Origin of the sequence: Sorangium sp. So ce887 (assembly GCF_051521455.1) — a bacterium.
Classification (GTDB): Bacteria; Myxococcota_A; Polyangia; order Polyangiales; family Polyangiaceae; genus Sorangium.
The window spans coordinates 187,902-203,917 of the sequence record NZ_CP150354.1 but is presented as its reverse complement, the minus strand read 5'-3'; the positions used below and the strand labels follow the sequence as shown (position 1 = coordinate 203,917).

At 70.2% G+C, this 16,016-nt stretch carries 18 protein-coding genes; 12 read left to right on the top strand and 6 right to left on the bottom strand.

Going from position 1 to position 16,016, the window contains the following annotated elements:
- Nucleotides 1-72 precede the first annotated feature (72 nt).
- From WMF36_RS00785 to WMF36_RS00760, 6 genes are all read left to right on the top strand, one after another.
- On the top strand, nucleotides 73-669 hold the full coding sequence (locus WMF36_RS00785) for a hypothetical protein (protein ID WP_437577637.1): 597 nt from the start codon (nucleotides 73-75) through the stop codon (nucleotides 667-669).
- 226 nt (nucleotides 670-895) lie between these two features.
- Complete coding sequence (locus tag WMF36_RS00780; RefSeq protein ID WP_437577636.1) at nucleotides 896-1,921, top strand: aldo/keto reductase; 1,026 nt, start codon at nucleotides 896-898, stop codon at nucleotides 1,919-1,921.
- Nucleotides 1,918-2,040, top strand: a complete 123-nt coding sequence (locus WMF36_RS00775) for a hypothetical protein (RefSeq protein WP_437485364.1) — start codon at nucleotides 1,918-1,920, stop codon at nucleotides 2,038-2,040. The genes WMF36_RS00780 and WMF36_RS00775 overlap by 4 nt, the downstream gene beginning before the upstream one ends.
- A 203-nt stretch (nucleotides 2,041-2,243) precedes the next feature.
- Nucleotides 2,244-3,176: an STAS domain-containing protein gene (locus tag WMF36_RS00770; RefSeq protein ID WP_437577635.1), complete on the top strand. Its 933-nt coding sequence runs from the start codon at nucleotides 2,244-2,246 to the stop codon at nucleotides 3,174-3,176.
- Between the two features lie 146 nt (nucleotides 3,177-3,322).
- Nucleotides 3,323-4,420: a hypothetical protein gene (locus WMF36_RS00765; protein ID WP_437577634.1), complete on the top strand. Its 1,098-nt coding sequence runs from the start codon at nucleotides 3,323-3,325 to the stop codon at nucleotides 4,418-4,420.
- 75 nt (nucleotides 4,421-4,495) lie between these two features.
- The gene (locus WMF36_RS00760) at nucleotides 4,496-6,409 is read left to right on the top strand and encodes a hypothetical protein (protein WP_437577633.1); all 1,914 of its coding nucleotides are present in this window, start codon (nucleotides 4,496-4,498) and stop codon (nucleotides 6,407-6,409) included.
- Nucleotides 6,410-6,454: 45 nt separating this feature from the next.
- Here the strand turns inward: WMF36_RS00760 and WMF36_RS00755 are convergent, their stop codons facing one another.
- Complete coding sequence (locus WMF36_RS00755; RefSeq protein WP_437577632.1) at nucleotides 6,455-6,859, bottom strand: hypothetical protein; 405 nt, start codon at nucleotides 6,857-6,859, stop codon at nucleotides 6,455-6,457.
- Between the two features lie 785 nt (nucleotides 6,860-7,644).
- On the opposite strand from WMF36_RS00755, the gene WMF36_RS00750 reads away from it, so the two are divergent.
- From WMF36_RS00750 to WMF36_RS00725, 6 genes are read left to right on the top strand one after another with little or no spacing between them, the layout of a single operon-like run.
- A complete protein-coding gene (locus WMF36_RS00750) occupies nucleotides 7,645-7,923 on the top strand; it encodes a hypothetical protein (RefSeq protein ID WP_437577631.1) in 279 nt (92 codons plus the stop codon).
- Between the two features lie 24 nt (nucleotides 7,924-7,947).
- Nucleotides 7,948-8,145, top strand: a complete 198-nt coding sequence (locus tag WMF36_RS00745; protein WP_437577630.1) for a hypothetical protein — start codon at nucleotides 7,948-7,950, stop codon at nucleotides 8,143-8,145.
- 58 nt (nucleotides 8,146-8,203) lie between these two features.
- The gene (locus tag WMF36_RS00740; RefSeq protein ID WP_437577629.1) at nucleotides 8,204-8,443 is read left to right on the top strand and encodes a hypothetical protein; all 240 of its coding nucleotides are present in this window, start codon (nucleotides 8,204-8,206) and stop codon (nucleotides 8,441-8,443) included.
- On the top strand, nucleotides 8,421-10,031 hold the full coding sequence (locus WMF36_RS00735; RefSeq protein ID WP_437577628.1) for a B12-binding domain-containing radical SAM protein: 1,611 nt from the start codon (nucleotides 8,421-8,423) through the stop codon (nucleotides 10,029-10,031). The genes WMF36_RS00740 and WMF36_RS00735 overlap by 23 nt, the downstream gene beginning before the upstream one ends.
- Nucleotides 10,031-10,873, top strand: coding sequence for a multinuclear nonheme iron-dependent oxidase (locus WMF36_RS00730; RefSeq protein WP_437577627.1), 843 nt, complete (start codon nucleotides 10,031-10,033; stop codon nucleotides 10,871-10,873). Before WMF36_RS00735 ends, WMF36_RS00730 begins: the two co-directional genes overlap by 1 nt.
- Nucleotides 10,866-11,501, top strand: coding sequence for a hypothetical protein (locus WMF36_RS00725; protein ID WP_437577626.1), 636 nt, complete (start codon nucleotides 10,866-10,868; stop codon nucleotides 11,499-11,501). Before WMF36_RS00730 ends, WMF36_RS00725 begins: the two co-directional genes overlap by 8 nt.
- Here the strand turns inward: WMF36_RS00725 and WMF36_RS00720 are convergent.
- From WMF36_RS00720 to WMF36_RS00700, 5 genes are all read right to left on the bottom strand, one after another.
- Nucleotides 11,435-12,703, bottom strand: coding sequence for a cytochrome P450 (locus tag WMF36_RS00720; RefSeq protein ID WP_437577625.1), 1,269 nt, complete (start codon nucleotides 12,701-12,703; stop codon nucleotides 11,435-11,437). The two genes, WMF36_RS00725 and WMF36_RS00720, sit on opposite strands and share 67 nt — an antisense overlap.
- 8 nt (nucleotides 12,704-12,711) lie before the next feature.
- Complete coding sequence (locus WMF36_RS00715; RefSeq protein ID WP_437577624.1) at nucleotides 12,712-13,245, bottom strand: GNAT family N-acetyltransferase; 534 nt, start codon at nucleotides 13,243-13,245, stop codon at nucleotides 12,712-12,714.
- 98 nt (nucleotides 13,246-13,343) lie between these two features.
- Nucleotides 13,344-13,940 (bottom strand): hypothetical protein, encoded by a 597-nt coding sequence (locus WMF36_RS00710; RefSeq protein WP_437577623.1) that lies wholly within the window; start codon nucleotides 13,938-13,940, stop codon nucleotides 13,344-13,346.
- Nucleotides 13,930-14,835, bottom strand: a complete 906-nt coding sequence (locus tag WMF36_RS00705; RefSeq protein ID WP_437577622.1) for a phytanoyl-CoA dioxygenase family protein — start codon at nucleotides 14,833-14,835, stop codon at nucleotides 13,930-13,932. Before WMF36_RS00705 ends, WMF36_RS00710 begins: the two co-directional genes overlap by 11 nt.
- 10 nt (nucleotides 14,836-14,845) lie before the next feature.
- The gene (locus tag WMF36_RS00700; protein WP_437577621.1) at nucleotides 14,846-16,000 is read right to left on the bottom strand and encodes an amidohydrolase family protein; all 1,155 of its coding nucleotides are present in this window, start codon (nucleotides 15,998-16,000) and stop codon (nucleotides 14,846-14,848) included.
- Nucleotides 16,001-16,016 lie beyond the last annotated feature (16 nt).

The window sequence follows — 16,016 nt, the reverse complement described above, 5'->3', positions numbered from 1 at the left end:
CGATCTCCGGGGCGTGCCCCGGGGACCGGTCGCTTGACTCGCCCCGCGGCTACCTTTACGATCTCGGCGCCCGTGAGCCCTCCCCTGGCCTATGTGTTCTGGCACTGGCGACAACCACAGACCGCCGCGGAGGAGTACGAGAGCCGACAGCGGGCCTTCCACGCGGCGCTCGCTGCAGCGCCCTCGTCAGGCTTTCTCCGGTCGTTCAGCGTCGGGCTCTCAGGGGCCCCCTGGGCGGCCGGCGGCGGCGACGCCTACGAGGACTGGTACCTGGTGCAAGATTTCGGTGCGCTCGGCGCGCTGAACGAGGCCGCGGTCTCCGCCAGCCGCTCGGCGCCGCACGACGCAGCGGCCGCAGCGGCCAGCGGCGGGGCCGGAGGCCTGTATCGCCTGCGGGCCGGAGCAGCGCTGCGCACGCCCGGGTACGCCCACTGGTTCGGCAAACCCGACGGCATGTCTTACGGTGAGCTCTTCGCTCAGCTCACACCGGTCCTGGATCGAGCGAGCGCCGGCCTGTGGATGCGCCAGATGGTGCTCGGGCCCGGCCGGGAGCTCTGCTTGCACGCGGCGACCCCCGTCTCCCTGCCCGCTCCGTTCGATGCGCTCGTCATCCCGCTCCGGCCGGCCTGGCCGGAGCTCGCCCCCACGGGCACGGAACCGGCGCGCTGAGGCGCGCGCCTCGCGCCCGGCGCCAGCCGGATCCTGTGTCCATGAAGGTGGGTCTCGCGTTCTTCCCCGGCTCCTAATGGATGAGACGCTCATCGCGCTGCCCCGCTGACAGGGCCGCGCCCGGCTGGATGACGCGGGGCAAGTCGCCGCGTTTACACGGCCCCTCCTGCCCAGTGCACGGACGACCGCCTCGACCCCCTGGAAGGAGCGATGTAGAGTGCGCGCCATGCGCTACCGCCAGCTAGGTACAACCGGCACGCAGGTCTCGGTGCTCTGTCTCGGCGCCATGACCTTCGGCGAGGCCGACGAGAAGTCGATGATGCACAAGGTCGGCTCCGATGAAAAGGAGACCTTCGCCGTGCTCGATCGGGCCCTCGAGGCCGGCGTCAACTTCGTCGACACGGCCGACGTCTACGGCCCAGACGGCCTCTCCGAGCGCCTGTTCGGCGCGTGGCTCGCGGCGCGCAAGGCCCGCGACCGCGTGGTCGTCGCGACCAAGGGCCGCTTCCGGATGGCGCCGGGGCCGAACGGCACGGGGGCCTCGCGCATGCGGATCCTGCGGGCGATCGACGCGAGCCTCGCGCGGCTGGGCACGGACCGGATCGATCTCTACCAGATCCATATGCAGGATCTCCGCACGCCCGAGGAGGAGCTCGTGCGCGCGCTCGACGACGCAGCGCGCGCGGGCAAGATCGTGTATTTCGGCGCGTCGAACTACACGGCGTACCGGCTCATGGAGTCGCTCTGGATCGCCGACAAGCGCGGGCTCGACCGGTTCGTCACCTTGCAGGCGCATTACAACCTCGCGACGCGCGGGCTCGAGCGCGAGCACGTGCCGCTCTGCGCGAAGTTCGGCCTGGGCCTGTTGCCCTGGTCGCCGCTCGCGTCGGGGCTCCTGACGGGCAAGTACCGCCGCGGCGAAGCGCCGCCGCCGGGAACGCGGCTCGCTCAGTGGAAAGAGCGTTACAAGGGCTTCGACAAGGAACGCAACTGGGCGATCGTCGAGGCGCTCGTGGCCGTCGCCGACGAGGTCGGAAAGACGCCGAGCCAGGTCGCCCTCGCGTGGCTGCTCGCGCGGCCGGCCGTCTCGTCGGTCATCTTCGGCGCCCGGACGGTCGCGCAGCTCGACGAGAACCTCGGCGCCGGCGATCTCGAGCTCCCCGCCGACGCCATCGCTCGCCTCGACGCCGCGAGCGCGCCCGAGCTCGGCGATCCATACGAGTTCATCAGGAACATCGACGGCGCCTGGTGAGCGCCGCCGACCTCGTGTTCATCGCACTGGCTGTCTACAGCCTGACGGCCATCGCCGAGGCGATGGGCAGCCTGTTCGTCAGGACCGCCGAGGTGCTCCCGCCGCACATCGGCCCGTGACAGGCCGGCTCCAGCGCGTGAGGTGCGACACAGCCGCGGCGCGCCGGTTTGCCAATTCCCGTGTCGTCCTGTACGCCGAGCTCCTATTACGATATAGGCTCCGTATCGTCCTCGATCGCTGCCTTTCTTTGTAACGCTTTGCACATCGAGCGCTGGTGTATCGTGGAGCGAGGCCATGACGACGTCACCATGAGGGGAAGCGAATGAACGGAGAGGCGGTTCATGGCGACGCGTCCACCACCGAGATCGCCGCGGCGCGGCAGCAGATACGCGCGCTGGAGAGCGCGCTGGCCGAGGCCCAGGCCGCGCTGGCCGAGGCGCGGGCGGGGTACCAGAGCCTGTGCGAGGTGCTGAGCCAATCGCCCGCGCCCATCGCCATATGGCAGGGCGACGACTTCGTGTATACCTTCGTGAACCCGGCCTATCGCGCCGCCCTGCCGGGCCGCGAGTTCCTGGGCAGAGCGCTCGTCGATGCCGCTCCCGAGACGAAGGCGCAAGGGCTCCTGGACCTCTTCAACCACGTTTATCGCACGGGCAATCCGTTCATCGCCAACGAGCTCCCGGTGGCGGTCCACGACCCGACGACGGGCCGCGAGGAGCAGCGTTGGTTCAACGTCGTGTACGCGCCTGTTCGCAACGGGGCTGGCACGATCGTCGGGGTGTGCAACTTCAGCGTCGAGCTCACCGACCAGGTGCGCGCGCGGCAGGCCGCCGAGGCGAAGGCCGAGGAGCTGCAGCGGAGCGCCGAGCTCATCGCAGCACAGCGGGAGACGATCCGTGCCCTCGGGACGCCGCTCCTGCCGCTCGCGCCCGGCGTCCTGGCCATGCCCCTCGTCGGGCCCATCGACACCCGGCGCTCCGAGCAGATCATTGAGGAGCTGCTCCAGGGGGTCGCGGACGAAGGCGCGTCCACGGTGATCCTGGACGTCACGGGCGTGGAGACGATCGACACGCAGGCGGCGAACACCATGATCCGCGCGGCGCAAGCCGTGCGATTGCTCGGAGCCCGCGTGCTGATCACCGGCATTCAGCCGGCCATGGCCCACGTCCTCGTGCAGCTCGGCGTCGATCTGCGCGGCATCGCCACCTTCAGCACCCTGCGCTCCGGCATCGCCGCGGCCCTCGGCGCGACGTAGCGACAAGACAGACGAGCATTCGATTTTATTGACATTTCAACGCTCGCCACGCGCGGCCCGCCCGCCAGCAACGGTGCTGGCGTCGCGGTGCCGTGCGCCGCGGCGCGCGGGCCGGGCGGCGCCCGCGTTCGTGTACACTGCTCGCCATGAACCGCTTCCTCCTGATGAGCATGCTGACGCTGGCCTTCGCGTGTACCCCCGAGCGTCGGGAGTTCACGGCGAACAGCTCCTCTACCGCGAGCGCGGGGACCTCCGGCGGCGGCGGTAGCGACGGGAGCGGCGGGGGCGGCTTGCCCGGCTGCGACGCGGGCCAGCTCTCCTGCTCCGGGCTCTGCGTGGACCCGACCTCCGATCGGGAGCACTGCGGTGCTTGCGACCATTACTGCCTGGGACAGGCGTGCGTGCAGGGGCGCTGCGAGCCCCTGCTCCTGGCCTCGGGTGGAATGGAGCCGGTGGACGTCGCGGTCGACGACACCACCGTTTACTGGGTCGATCCCGTCGCTCACCAGGTGATGACGGTGCCGGTCGGCGGCGGCAATGAAGCGTTCTTCGTCGAGGGAGATCCCCCCTTCGCCCCCCGGAGCATCGCGCTCGACTCCGGCACGGTCTATTTCTCGGACTCCGGCACCGAGCTCATCATGAAGGCGTCGTTAGAGGGCGATCTGGAGATCCTCGCGGATGGGCAGACCTACCCCATGGACATCGCGGCCGACGCCGCGAACGTCTACTGGACGAGCGCCGACCAGGGCACGGTCATGAAGGTGCCGGCGCTCGGCGGCGAGCCCGTCGCGCTCGCGACAGGGCAAGACTCGCCGCTCGGCATCGCGGTGGACGCGACCCACGTCTACTGGGTGAATGAAGGAGGCACCGTGATGAAGGTGCCCATCGAGGGCGGCGACCCCGTCACGCTCGCAGAGGGGCAGATGAAGCCGAAGGACATCGCGGTGGACGCCACCGGCGTCTACTGGACAAACGACGGAGGCACCGTGATGAAGGCCCCGCTCGGGGGCGGCAGCCCCTTCGCGCTCGCCGAGGGGCAGCGCAACCCGCGGAAGCTCGCGCTCGACGCCGCCAGCGTCTACTGGACGAACGACGACGGGACCGTGAAGAAGGTGCCCGTCGGAGGCGGCGACATCGTGACGCTCGCGACAGGGCAAGATCATCCGCTGGGCATCACGGTGGACGCCACGAGCGTTTACTGGACGAACAGCGCCGGCGGCGCGGTGATGAAGCTCCCGAAATAAGAGCGCCGAACAAAACCCGGACCCTGCCGAGACCGCTTGCCACGCGTGCCGTTCGGGCGCGACGATCGCCGCTTCATGAGACGCGCCGCCCTCCTGCTCCCGATCGCCCTCGTCGCCGCGTGCGCCGGCGCTCCGGCTCCCCAGCACGGCCCTGTCGCGCCGCTGCCTCCGGCGCCCCGCGCGGCGCGCGCCCAGCCCGCCCTCGCGGCGGCGCAGCCCGTGACCGCGCCGGAAGGGCTCTCCTCGGTGCTGCGGATCGCCGACCCGCAGCGGAGCTGGAGCCACGTCACGCAGCTCATGGCGAGCACGCCCTTCGGCGTGTTGCTGTTCAGCGCGGGCCCGATGGGACCCGAGATGCTGCTCGAGCAAGCGCTGGGGCCGGCGCTCGCCGACGTGGTCGATCTGGACAAGCCGATCGACGTCGCCTGGTTCGGCATCACGGACCCGGAGCTGCGCCCCGTGGTCTCCCTGTCGGTCGCGGAGCAGGAGGTGCCGCGGCTGCACGACCGCTTCGTGCTCAAGGAGCACCGAGGCATGCTGCGCGTGGAGGGCGTGCGCGACGCGGATCCCGACGAGGAGACGCCGCGCCAGAGCTGCGCCTTCGAGCCCGGCGAGCGCCGGGGAGGCGCGCGCCTGCTCTGCGCCAAGGACGCGAAGGATGTCGACGCCGCCGCGCCCTACCTCGTGGAGGTCGTGGGCCGGGAGCCGATCGAGGCGGACGCGCGGCTCGAGATCATGGAGTGGACCCTCCGCGAGGTCATGAAGAGCCCGGACGACGCGGACGGCGACGACGGCCCCACGGGGGCGCTGGGCCGGGAGATCGGCGAGGCGTTCATGCGCGACCTCGAGAGCATGAGCATGGACCTCAGGTGGGGCCGCGCGGAGGTCGACATCGGCTTCAGCATGCGCTTCGCGAGCCGGCGCTCGCCCCTCACGCTGGCCTTCGCCCCGGCCGTGGCGCCGGACGCCGCCCCCCCGCCGGCCTTCCTGCGCCTGCCGGGCGACACGGCCGTCGCCTTTTACACGCAGGGCGCGTCGCGCGCGGAGCTCACCCCGCTGCGCGAGATCATCTTCCCGGCGCTGCGCGACGACATGGTGGACGACGGCTACGACGCGGCGGCGCTCGATCGGCTCATCGAGCGCCTCGCCACGCTGTTCGTCACGGGCGGCCCCATCGTGATGGGCGCGGGCGGGGATCGCGCGGCGGCGGAGCGGGCGATCGCGGTCTACCAGCGCGGCAAGGGCGCAGCGCGCTCGCAGAAGACGGTGCACCGCGCGCTGCAGAGCTGGATCCTGGTCGCGGTCGAGGAGCCGGCCCAGACCTGGATCCCGGGGATGAAGGAGCTGCTCCTGCTCGGCGAAGAGCTGGACAGGCTCAAGGCGAGCCCGAAGGCGGCCGGCGGCGCGGTCACGCCCGGCGGCGCGCCGGAGGGCCGCGCGAGCAAGGACAAGGACGAGGACGAGGACGAGGAGCACACAACGCCCGTGATCGTCCGCGCGCCCGCCACGCTGCCCGCGGGGACGCTGCACGTCGAGCTGCGCTCCAAACCGCTCACGAAGGACGCCCCGCCCGCGCACACGACCCATTTCTACGTCGTGCCCGCCGGCCAGCGGACGTGGTTCGGGATCGGCGAGAACGACGCCGCCGTGGTGGCGCGGCTGCGCGTCGCCGCCGACCCGGGGCGCGACGAGCGCACGCTCGCCGCGGCGCCGGGCCTGGAGGCGCTGCAGCAGCCCGGGACGCTGGCCGGCGGGCTCTTCTCGCTGGCGGGCCTCGTGTTGCTGGGGGCGCGCGGGGACACGCCGGAGGCGATCGGCGAAGCCGCCAAGGAGCTCGCCGGGCTCGCGACGCTGCCGGCGCGCGGCGAGGTCTCGATCCCGCTCGCGGTCACCTCCGAGGTGCTCGGCTCCGGCGCCGCCCGCGTCACCGCCCGCGTGCGGCTGCCCCTCACGGCGATCCATGACGCGATCGCGCTCGGCTCGCGCTGACGCCGAGCCTCCTCGAGAGGCGCGCGGGCAGCGCGCGAGGCCGCCTCACATCGAGACGTTGATCGTGGGCGTCTGGTCCGTCGTCCAGGTGCTGACGCTCGGGAAGTAGGTCGTCTCCTCGTCGCCGCCCTGGCTCGTGTGGATCTGGTACCGGCGATTCGCTCCGCAGTTGAAGAGCGCCCCATAGACGACCGATTTCGTCTGACCGGCGCCGACAAGCTCGGACGAGGTGTTCGCGAGCTTGCTCCACGTGCCGCCGGACACCTTCACCTTGCTCTCATCCCAGTTGACCGTGAACGCCTGACTGCCGGAGTTGTGCACGCGCACCGTGATCTGACACCCGGCCACGGCGTCATTCGGCGCGCTCACAGCGACCGCCGCGCCGATGGGCAACAGAAAGGCGGCGGCGATCAAGGTCCGGCGGATGAGCACACGTTGTTCGAGCTTCATGGCGAGTTCTCCTCTGGTTGTGCGGCCGTCGCTCCATCGCGACAGCGCGCTCTCGCCAATGACCTCAGCAACCGGCGGGCCAGACGCGAGATCGCGCCGATCCCCGCGACGATCGAGCCTCCTCGCGGTCGCGCGCCGCCCGTCTCCGCTGCGCGGCGCCGCTCGCGTCGAGCCGCGATCGGTGGGCAGGCTCGCGCATGCGCCGTTTCCTGGGAGCGCCGCGGGTGACACACCGCCACGGGGCTGTCACGTGACACCCTGTGGCACGTGAGCCTGCGGCAGGTCAATCGACGACCTCCAGCCGACCGCGGCAGCGGGATCGCTTCATGCTTCTCGCGCTCGACGAGCGCCGGCTCGCGCTGCGCGTGGCGCGCCCGCGGCGTGGAGCGCGCGGGCTCCACGCCGGGCACAAGGCCGAGCCCGAACCAGCCCTCGACAGCTATCCTATTGGAATAACTCGATTTTCCTGCAGCACGAGACCAGGCGCCGCGGGCGGGCGTCATGGACAATTCGCCCATTCATCGAAAAACCAAAATCGTTGACGTCTCGAAATCGCTCCCTTAGTCTCGTCGAGACTGCGCATCCCGAGCGCCTGCGGCAAGCTTCCGAGATCGCGCGGCATCCACACGGCTCACAGCTCGGGCCGCCGCGGACGCCGGCACGTCAGTATCCACGCGCACCGCTTCCGGCATTACACGGTGTTCGTGCGAACGTGATTCAAGCGGACACCGTCGGCGTAGTTCCCGTGGAAACGGGCCACGTCACAAGCGAATGGAGGACTGACCATGGATGATCCCCCCGAGGAAGAGAAGAAGTCGCTCGTAGAGCTCAGCATCAACTTCCGGGCGAATCTCTTCCGCAAGAAGGACCTCCCCAAGAAGCTCACCACCGAACGTGGGCGGATCGAAGAAGGCATCTGGGGCATGCAGGAGCTCAATGTCGGAGATGACGATTTCGTCATGGTGTTTGGTCGCACCTGGGAAGGTGTGACGAAGGACACTTTCGAGGGCGTCCTCGACACGCCGGCGGAGCGCCTCGGTGCGGGCGAGGTCAAGAAACCCTGACGTTCTGCCTCGCGGGGACCGTCCATGCTGAAGCCCACCAAAGACGACGAGGAGTCGATGCCCATCGACCTGAGGGCGCTGTTCTCGGTGCGGATGTACCGCAAGGCCGAGGTTCCCTTCGATCTCGGCGCCGCCGAGTCCCGAGAGGAGCACGGCGTCTGGCGCTTCGATCAGCTCGACATCGACGGCTCGCCATGGGTGATCGTGTTCTCGTCGAAGTGATGTCGGGCCGGTGCCGCCGCCGGTCCGGCATCACGTCCCCTGCCGCCAGGGCGCCGACATGAGCGGTCCGGCGGCGGGGTTCCGCGAGGGCGTCCAGTTCGTTCGAGATGCGGGTTTCGTCTATCTCGACGACGGGCGCGCCTCCTTCCGGATCGGCGAGGCGGCCTTCGACGCGCTGCTCCTGGCGTGCCGCACCGAGGAGCGCGAGAAGGTCGTCGCTCGCTATCCCACGCTGTTCCGGCTGTATGACGCGGCGTCCGACGCGGAGGAGAGCATTGCCAAAGCCCGGTTCGCCTAGCCACGCCGAAAAGCACGGGATCGCGCTCGTCGCGACGCCCCTCGGTGGACCGGCGGCGCGCGTCCACCCCATCGGCGCGATGACCGTGGCCAGCTACGTCCAGTCGGAGCTGCGCGACGAGATCGACGCGAGGGTGTTCAATTTCGGCTCGAGCCCGGCGAGCCGCGAGCGCGCGCTCGACGTCATCTGCGCGTTCCGGCCCGCCGTGCTGGGTTTCCCGGTCTACAGCGGCCACGTGGTCGAGGTGGCCGAGTGGGCCAAGCTGTTCCGCGAGAGGCTCCCCGACGCGCTCTTCGTGGCGGGCGGGCCTCACGTCACGCTGACATGGGAAGACTTCATCGCTCGCTGGGGAGGCGTGTTCGATCTCTGCATCGCCGGGGATGGGGAGCTCCCGTTCCTGGCGGCGGTGAGGGCCACGCTCGAAGGCGACGTCTCCCGATGCTGGGGGGAGCCGGGCATCGGCAGGCTCGGTGACGGCGGTCCGATCATGAACGGAATGGCAGCCCAGCTGCCGACGGAGCGCTGGGTCGATCCGTTCCTGTGCGAGGTGGTCGAAGACGGCGAGAGGCTCGTGTTCACGGATCGGCGAGACCGACGCATGCGCCGCGCCGTCGCGCTGGTGAGCAGCCGGAGCTGTCCTCAGAAGTGCAGCTTTTGCGCCATCATCGCCATGCCCGGCAAGTGGCGGGCTGCGCCGACGGAGCGGCTCGTGGGCTGGCTGGCCGATCAGCGGGACCGCGACCCGTTCGATCACATCTACTTCATGGACGCCAACTTCTTCGTCTCCGCGCCCCGGGTACGTGAGCTCGTGAGCGCCATGGCCGAGCGCCTGCCGGACGTCACCTGGAGCACCTCCTCGACGGTCGGCTTCCTGCTCCACATGGCGGAGGAGATCCCGTGGCTCATCGAGAGGGGGTTGCGCGGGGTGGAGCTTGGGCTCGAGTCCGGCTCGGCGGAGGAGCTTCGATTTCTCAACAAGAGAGCCACCGTCGACGAGAACCACCGGGCCGTGGCGCTGCTGCAGCAGCACCGCCTGGAGCTCGGCTTGGACTTCATCATGTTCTACCCCGACCAGACCCGCACGCAGCTCCTCGAGAACCTCGAGTTCCTGCAGCGCGCGGCGCTGCTCGATGAAGAGATGTTCGACCACTATCTGACCGTGCTTCAGCTCTACCCCGGAACGCCCCTGCGCACCCTCTACGAGGGCCGGCGCGGCGGCCGCTTCGACCCGGATGAGCTCCCCGGGCCCGAGCCGCTCTTCGTCGACGAGCACGTCCGCTCGATCCACCGGCTGTTCATCAAGGAGTTCGCGCCCCGGTACCTGCCGAAGATCACCTCGACGATCCGGGCCCTGCAACACGACGCACGCGCCCTGAAGCTCACCGACCCGCCTGCAGCGCAACACCGTCGCCTCGAGGCGACGCTGCTCCGCCACGTTCCGTTCAAGGTCCTCTGGCACCTGTGCGTCTCCGAGCCTGCCAGCTCCGTCGAGGTGGCGTGGCCGTGGCTGACGCGCTTTGACGGCTCCTCCGAGAGCATCCGTGAGCTCGCGAGCCTCCAGCCCACGAGGACGCGAGGTCTGGATTGATGATCGTCGAGCGGCCGCTCGCAGGGCTCGGCCTGGCTGCCACCCTGGACGACGTGGCAGACCTGTGCAGGCGGCGCGTCGCGGGCGACGAGACGCTGGCGATGGTCGACTTCGTGAACCTGGGCCTCAACCCCTCCGACAGGGTACCGGCCGACGTGGCGTCGCTGCTCGAGGCGGCCGGCTGGACAGCGGTGATCCATGCGATCGACATCAACTTGACGACGACGGTCGATCTCCTCAGCTTGGAGCGGCTTCGGTCCGCCGGCGAGGTCCTCGGCGCGGCGTGGTTCGAGGAAGATCTGGGCGTGTGGACGTGGGGCCAGATGTCGCTCGGGCTGCATCACCTGCCGCCGGTGCTGGACGCGGAGAGCGTCGCACAGACCGCAGGGAACATCGTTCGCTGCGCCGGCGCGCTCGGCCGGCCGCTGCTCGTGGAGAACCCGCCCGTCTACTACGCGGACGGGCCGCTCGACATGTGGACCTACCTCGCGGCCGTCGGCGACGCGGCCGACTGCGGCCTCGTGCTGGACAGCGGCCACATGATGGGCTTCCACATCAACACCGACAGCGCCATCACCGTCGCCCCGCCGGGCTGGGCTGGCTGGGGTCGTGTCCGAGAGATTCACGTCTCGGGGTTCCAGGTGGTCGCGCTGCGAGGCCGCCCCGTCTGGATCGATCGCCACTCGGAGCCGCTGACCAGAGCGCAGCTCGACTGGGTCGGAACCGCGCTCGAGCACATGGGGCGGCGCTGCGCGATCTGCCTCGAGCTCGACGGGGCATCTCGAGACACGGTCGCGGCGAGCGTGGCCGCGGCTCGAGCGCTGCTGGATGCCCATGAGTGAGCGCACCCCGGGGGCGGGGCCGTCGGAGCGTTACGACGCCATGCTGACGGCGCTCTATGACGTCACCGCGCCGCCACCGCCGGCCGAGCCCGAGCGGCGAGCTCGCTTCGAGATCGAGCGTGACCGGCGGATCCTCGACATCGCCCGGATGCTCTCCGCCGGCTGGCCTCGGACCTGTTACTTCGAGCGAGCCCGCACCGGGGATGAGCTCATCTTCGGCGTGGCCGCCCTCATTCCCGAGCTTCGTCACAGCGCGCCGACGATCCGCCATGCTGTCGAGCAGGCGGCGCGCACCTGGATCGCGCGGCGAGGCGATCGGCTGAGCGGAGCGCTGTTCTCGTTCGAGCACGCGCGGAGCGGGAGCCAGTGCTGCACGAGACCGCCGACGGACGCCGAGCTCGGGGAGCTGGCCGCCCGCGGCGTGACCGAGGCGCGTGTGCTCGACGTCGACTTCGACCTCCTTGCGTTCATCGGAGCGCTCGACTTCCTGTCCGCTCGCAGCGCCCCCGCCGCATTCGTGCGCGATCTGAAGCCGACCGGCGACCCCCAGGCCGTGGCGTTCTATTCGCGAGGAGGGAGGGTCGTCGCGGCGCCGCTGCGCTCGCCGGACCGGCCGACGAGCCCGTAGCGGAGTCGAAGGCTGGTGAGCCCGCCCGTGAAGAGCGAGCACGAATACGTGGGCACGCCGACCACGGCGGCCGATCCGAGGCGGGCCAGCAGCTCACCGAAGAAGCAGCGCAGCTGCAGGCGAGCGAGCCCTGCGCCGAGGCAGTAGTGGGCGCCGCCCCCGAACCCGAGATGCCGGTTGGGCGCCCGGCCGACGTCGAACCGGTACGGATCGTCGAACACCGAAGCGTCTCGGTTGGCCGAAGGGTAGCAGAGCAACACCGAGTCCCCGGCTTCGAACCGGTGGCCGTCCACCTCGCACCCATCCACCGCGGTGCGCATGAACCCCCGGATGGGCGAGGTCCAGCGGACCATCTCCTCGACCGCGCCGTCGATGAGCGACGGATCGTCACGAAGCCTGCGCCACTCGGCTGGATGTTCGACCAGCGCCGCCACACCGCCCGCCAGAGCCGCCCTCGTCGTCTCGTAACCAGCCGTGATGAGGGTCAAGAGATGCGAAATTTGCTGCGCCGCCGGCAGCGGGTCTCCGTCGATGAGCCCGTGGGCAACGCCGGATACCACGTCATCGCTGCGGCGCGAGCGCCGGTCGGCGAGCAGAGCGGCGAGACGCCTCACCATGTCACCGATGGTGGCCTCGAACGGGCCGGTCATGAACGCAGCCAGGTGGGCGTGGCTCGACGGCGCCTCTCCCAGCACGACGGCGAGCACCTTCAGCGGGTACGGTGACGCAACCTCGGCAACGACGTCGCACTCGCCCCCGAGATCGGCCATATGATCGACAGCCTGTCTGGCGAGCTCCGCGACGACCTGCTGCAGGCGGCCGAGGCCCTGCCCGGTGAAGAACGGGGCGAGGAGCGCGCGATGGCGCTCGTGCGAGGCCCCGTCCATCTCGATCAGCGGACGAACCACGGCCCGGCCGGCCCGCCGGTGCTCGTCCGCCTCGCGGGGCAGGAGCAGCGTCCTCGGAGCATTGATGAAATCGCGGTGCCGGCGCGAGATCTCGGCGACGTGAGCGTGGCGCGTCACGGCGTAGAAGCGCGCGAATCGAGGGTCGTCGATCAGGCAGAACGGCTGGTGCTCACGGAGCAGCCGGCGCGCCTCCTCGACGCGGCGCGGCTCGGCGTGGGCCGCAGGGGTGACGAGCGTCCTCGCGGCGTCATCGATCTCGCTGCGCCGGCGCGCCGGCAGAACATCGCCTGTCATCGTGGGGATCAGGCCAGCACGAGCCGCATGTGGACCCTCGTGGACCAGTCGAGCCCTCCCTCGGACTGCTGCGCCGCGAGCGCCTCCAGCGCGGACGTCCACTGGTCACGCGCGATGACGGCAAAGCCGTGGCGCTCATACCACGGGCGATTCCATGCCACGTCGCTCTGCGTGTTCAGCACGATGGACCGTTCTCCGCGAGATCTCGCCTGATCGATGACCGCGCCCAGGAGCGCAGATCCGATGCCGCGCCGGCCAAACGACGGCTCGACGCTGATCTGTCCGAGGCACAGCTCACCGTCGATACGCCCCGTGTAGGCCCAGCCGACGATGGCCCCGCCGATCTCGGCAACGGTGATGCGGCCCTGTGAAATCGCCCGCTCGGCGGTCTGGGTCGGGATGATAGAGCCGTCCGCCAGCTCAGGGTGACCGGCCGCTGCGAACCGTTCATCCGCCGCGAGGCCGACGCGCTGGATCTCGGCGATATCCTCCATCCTCGCGGGACGGAGGGTGATGTTGACAGCCAATTTCGTCGAGCTCACCGGTCCTCGCCTCGCCCAGAGATCCTCACACATGTCCAGCGTACCCGGGCGCAGAGGCGCCGTCAACTCGACGTTTTGTCGCGCAGCGCCTCGTCGGCTCAGCCTGTCTCCACGCTCGACACGGCTCCACCGGTGATCGGATAACGCTGCCCCGCGGCGGCGAACGCCGCGCGGACGGCGCGCCGCGCCTGCGCCGTCGGACCTCCGGGAAACAGGGCTTGAAATGCCCATTCCGGCACGAAGGTCACGATGGGCTCGGCGAGCGGCCAGTGGCGCGCGTGCTGCGGCGGGTAGAGCGCCGCGTGGACGGTGACGAACCACCTGGCGCCGGCCGCGCGGAGCCACCACTGCTCGGGCGCCGCCAGGGCCTCGGCGCGCTGGCGAGCCGGGGGATCGCCGAGGAGGGTCGCGAGGTCGACGACCCCTGCGCGCAGCGCCTCGATCGACGTCGAGTCGCTCTCGCGGAGCTGGACGACCAGCGCCGTGGGCGGATCGCTGCGACCCTCGAGCCCGAACGCCGCGAGCGCCGCGAGGAGGTCGTCCACCGCGGGTTGGACCGCCGCGGCCGCGGTCCAGATCTCGAACCGGACCCCGGAGACATAGGGGCATCGAACGGCCGCGAGCGCCGAGGTGACCGCGTCGACCTGGTCCGGCACGGCCCGCCCGACCCTCAGGCTGCAGGCTTCAGCCGCCAAGGGGGCCTCCCGCCAGGAACTCATCCACCCAGGCGCTCCGTCGCCCGCCGGCCGACCACACGAGCGGGAAGAACGATGGGTGAAGGGCCCTCGATCCGGCCAGCTTGTACCGGCCAAACAGGTAGGTCGCCGGCGCGTCGCCGAGCTCGGCGTCACCGCGTATCCAGTGAATGCCATAGGCCCACCGGCTGCTCGGTGAGGTGTTCGACCCGGAGCCGTGCCATATCCGGCCATGGAAGAACGTGCACCCACCGGCCTCGCACGCGACCGTGCGCAGCAGGGTGCGCTCGCCCAGCGCGTCGCCGACGGCGGTGACCGCATCGCGGCCCTGGTGCTCGGCGAACAGCCGTTGCAGGAGGTGCGGATCGGGGTCTGCCCAGCGGTGCGATCCCGACGCGAACTCCAGCGATCCATTCGTGGGGTCCACCGGGTCCAGGGCGATCCAGCAGCTGGCCACGTCGGGCGGATCGAGGGATCTGAAATACTCGAACTCACGATGAAAGTCGATCGACAGCGAGCCTGGTGGCTTCACCCACACGGTGTCGACGGCGAGCCGCATCGAATCCCAGCCGAAGAGCTCGGCGGCGATGGACGCCAGGTGCTCCGAGGTCGCGATCGACGCGATCTGTCGATCGCATTTCCAGGCATTCACGACGTGACGTGGTACGTTGGGCAACGTCGCGCCAGGCCGATAGTACGCCTCGTCGGGGAAGACGCCGGTCTCGTACTTCCGGGCGAGGACCCGATCGAGCCGCGAGCGCAGCCGCCCGACGACCGCGGGCGGCAGCAGCGAATCGACCGTGACGTGACCGTCCGCGTCGAGCGCGGATCGAAGCGCACGGACCGCCGTCTCCGCCGCGTCCCCCTCCTCGCCGGGCTCCGGACAGCCGAGCATGCGCGGCCGCTCAGCCGAGGGCGATGAGATCTTGGTAGTTGCCGACATAGAACTTCTCGCGAGCTCCGGCGCTGGTTCCGACCCCATTGAAGCTTGCCTCGAAGCGACCCACCGGATCGGTGCCGCCCTCGAAATGAGGATAGTCGGTGGAGAACATCAGCATCTCCTCGCCGACCTGGGAGATCAGCCATCCGACGTCCTCGAAGAAATAGGGGGTGACGCGGACCTGACGCCTGAAGTACTCGCTCGGGCGCAGCGACAGCTTGGCGACCCTCGGAGCGCTGCGGAAGTGGTGGGCGGCCTGGTCGAGGTGACGCATGAAGCTCACGAGCCATGAGGCGCCCTGCTCGATGACGCCGACGCGCAGACCCTGGTGTCGGTCGAGCACCCCGTCGAGGATGAGGCAGGTGAGGAAGCGCTCGACGCTGTGGTGGGTGACCGCAAAGTCCTTGGGTCGCAGCGTCTCGCCGGCCTCGTCCGGCGTCCCTTCGCTGGCCGGCTCCGTCCGGTGATAGACGCCGGGGAGGAGCTCGCCGCCGCCGATGTGCGAGATCACGGCGACCCCCTGCGCCGCGCAGGCGGCCCAGAACGGCTCGAGGTCGGCGTGGCTCGGACCTCGCTCCCAGAACGCGTCGGTGGGGACCTGGACCGCGCGGATGCCGTCGTTCCTCGCCAGATCGAGCTCGGCGAGCGCCGCCGGCGGGTCATGGAAAGTGATCGCCCCGACCGCCACGAGGCGCCGGTCCCTGGAGCAGAACTCGGCGATGCCGCGGTTGTGGGCGCGGCTCACGGCGGCAGCTTCGAGAGGCGTGAAGGCGCCGCTGCACAGCCGTGGCATCACGAAGGTGGAGAACACGAGCTGCGACCCTATCCCGAGCGCGTCGAGCAACTCGCCGCGCTCGTCGCGATCGAGCGCGCCGGGCGCGAACCCCGACTTGGGGCCGCGGAGGGCGTTGTGAAAGACGCCCGCTCGGTCGCCGAAGGACGCGGTCTGCCGGAGCGCGGCCTCGTAGAACGGCGCGAGCGCTGCCTCCCAGTCGGGCAGCGCGCGCCGCACGGTGGCTCGATGCGCAGGATCCGCGTACGCCTCCAGCCACCGCCGTGTAGGCATGATATGGCTGTCTGCGTCGTGAATGACCGTGTACGGGAGCTCGGTGGGGTGCATGGCGCCTCCGTGCGGC

Bases quoted from the DNA above. Each gene is read 5' to 3' on its own strand.
- WMF36_RS00770 (WP_437577635.1), top strand. From the start codon at position 2,244: ATGAACGGAGAGGCGGTTCATGGCGACGCGTCCACCACCGAGATCGCC.
- WMF36_RS00725 (WP_437577626.1), top strand. From the start codon at position 10,866: ATGAGTGAGCGCACCCCGGGGGCGGGGCCGTCGGAGCGTTACGACGCC.
- WMF36_RS00765 (WP_437577634.1), top strand. From the start codon at position 3,323: ATGAACCGCTTCCTCCTGATGAGCATGCTGACGCTGGCCTTCGCGTGT.
- WMF36_RS00780 (WP_437577636.1), top strand. From the start codon at position 896: ATGCGCTACCGCCAGCTAGGTACAACCGGCACGCAGGTCTCGGTGCTC.
- WMF36_RS00730 (WP_437577627.1), top strand. From the start codon at position 10,031: ATGATCGTCGAGCGGCCGCTCGCAGGGCTCGGCCTGGCTGCCACCCTG.
- WMF36_RS00745 (WP_437577630.1), top strand. From the start codon at position 7,948: ATGCTGAAGCCCACCAAAGACGACGAGGAGTCGATGCCCATCGACCTG.
- WMF36_RS00700 (WP_437577621.1), bottom strand. From the start codon at position 16,000: ATGCACCCCACCGAGCTCCCGTACACGGTCATTCACGACGCAGACAGC.
- WMF36_RS00750 (WP_437577631.1), top strand. From the start codon at position 7,645: ATGGATGATCCCCCCGAGGAAGAGAAGAAGTCGCTCGTAGAGCTCAGC.
- WMF36_RS00740 (WP_437577629.1), top strand. From the start codon at position 8,204: ATGAGCGGTCCGGCGGCGGGGTTCCGCGAGGGCGTCCAGTTCGTTCGA.
- WMF36_RS00760 (WP_437577633.1), top strand. From the start codon at position 4,496: ATGAGACGCGCCGCCCTCCTGCTCCCGATCGCCCTCGTCGCCGCGTGC.
- WMF36_RS00705 (WP_437577622.1), bottom strand. From the start codon at position 14,835: ATGCTCGGCTGTCCGGAGCCCGGCGAGGAGGGGGACGCGGCGGAGACG.
- WMF36_RS00720 (WP_437577625.1), bottom strand. From the start codon at position 12,703: ATGACAGGCGATGTTCTGCCGGCGCGCCGGCGCAGCGAGATCGATGAC.
- WMF36_RS00755 (WP_437577632.1), bottom strand. From the start codon at position 6,859: ATGAAGCTCGAACAACGTGTGCTCATCCGCCGGACCTTGATCGCCGCC.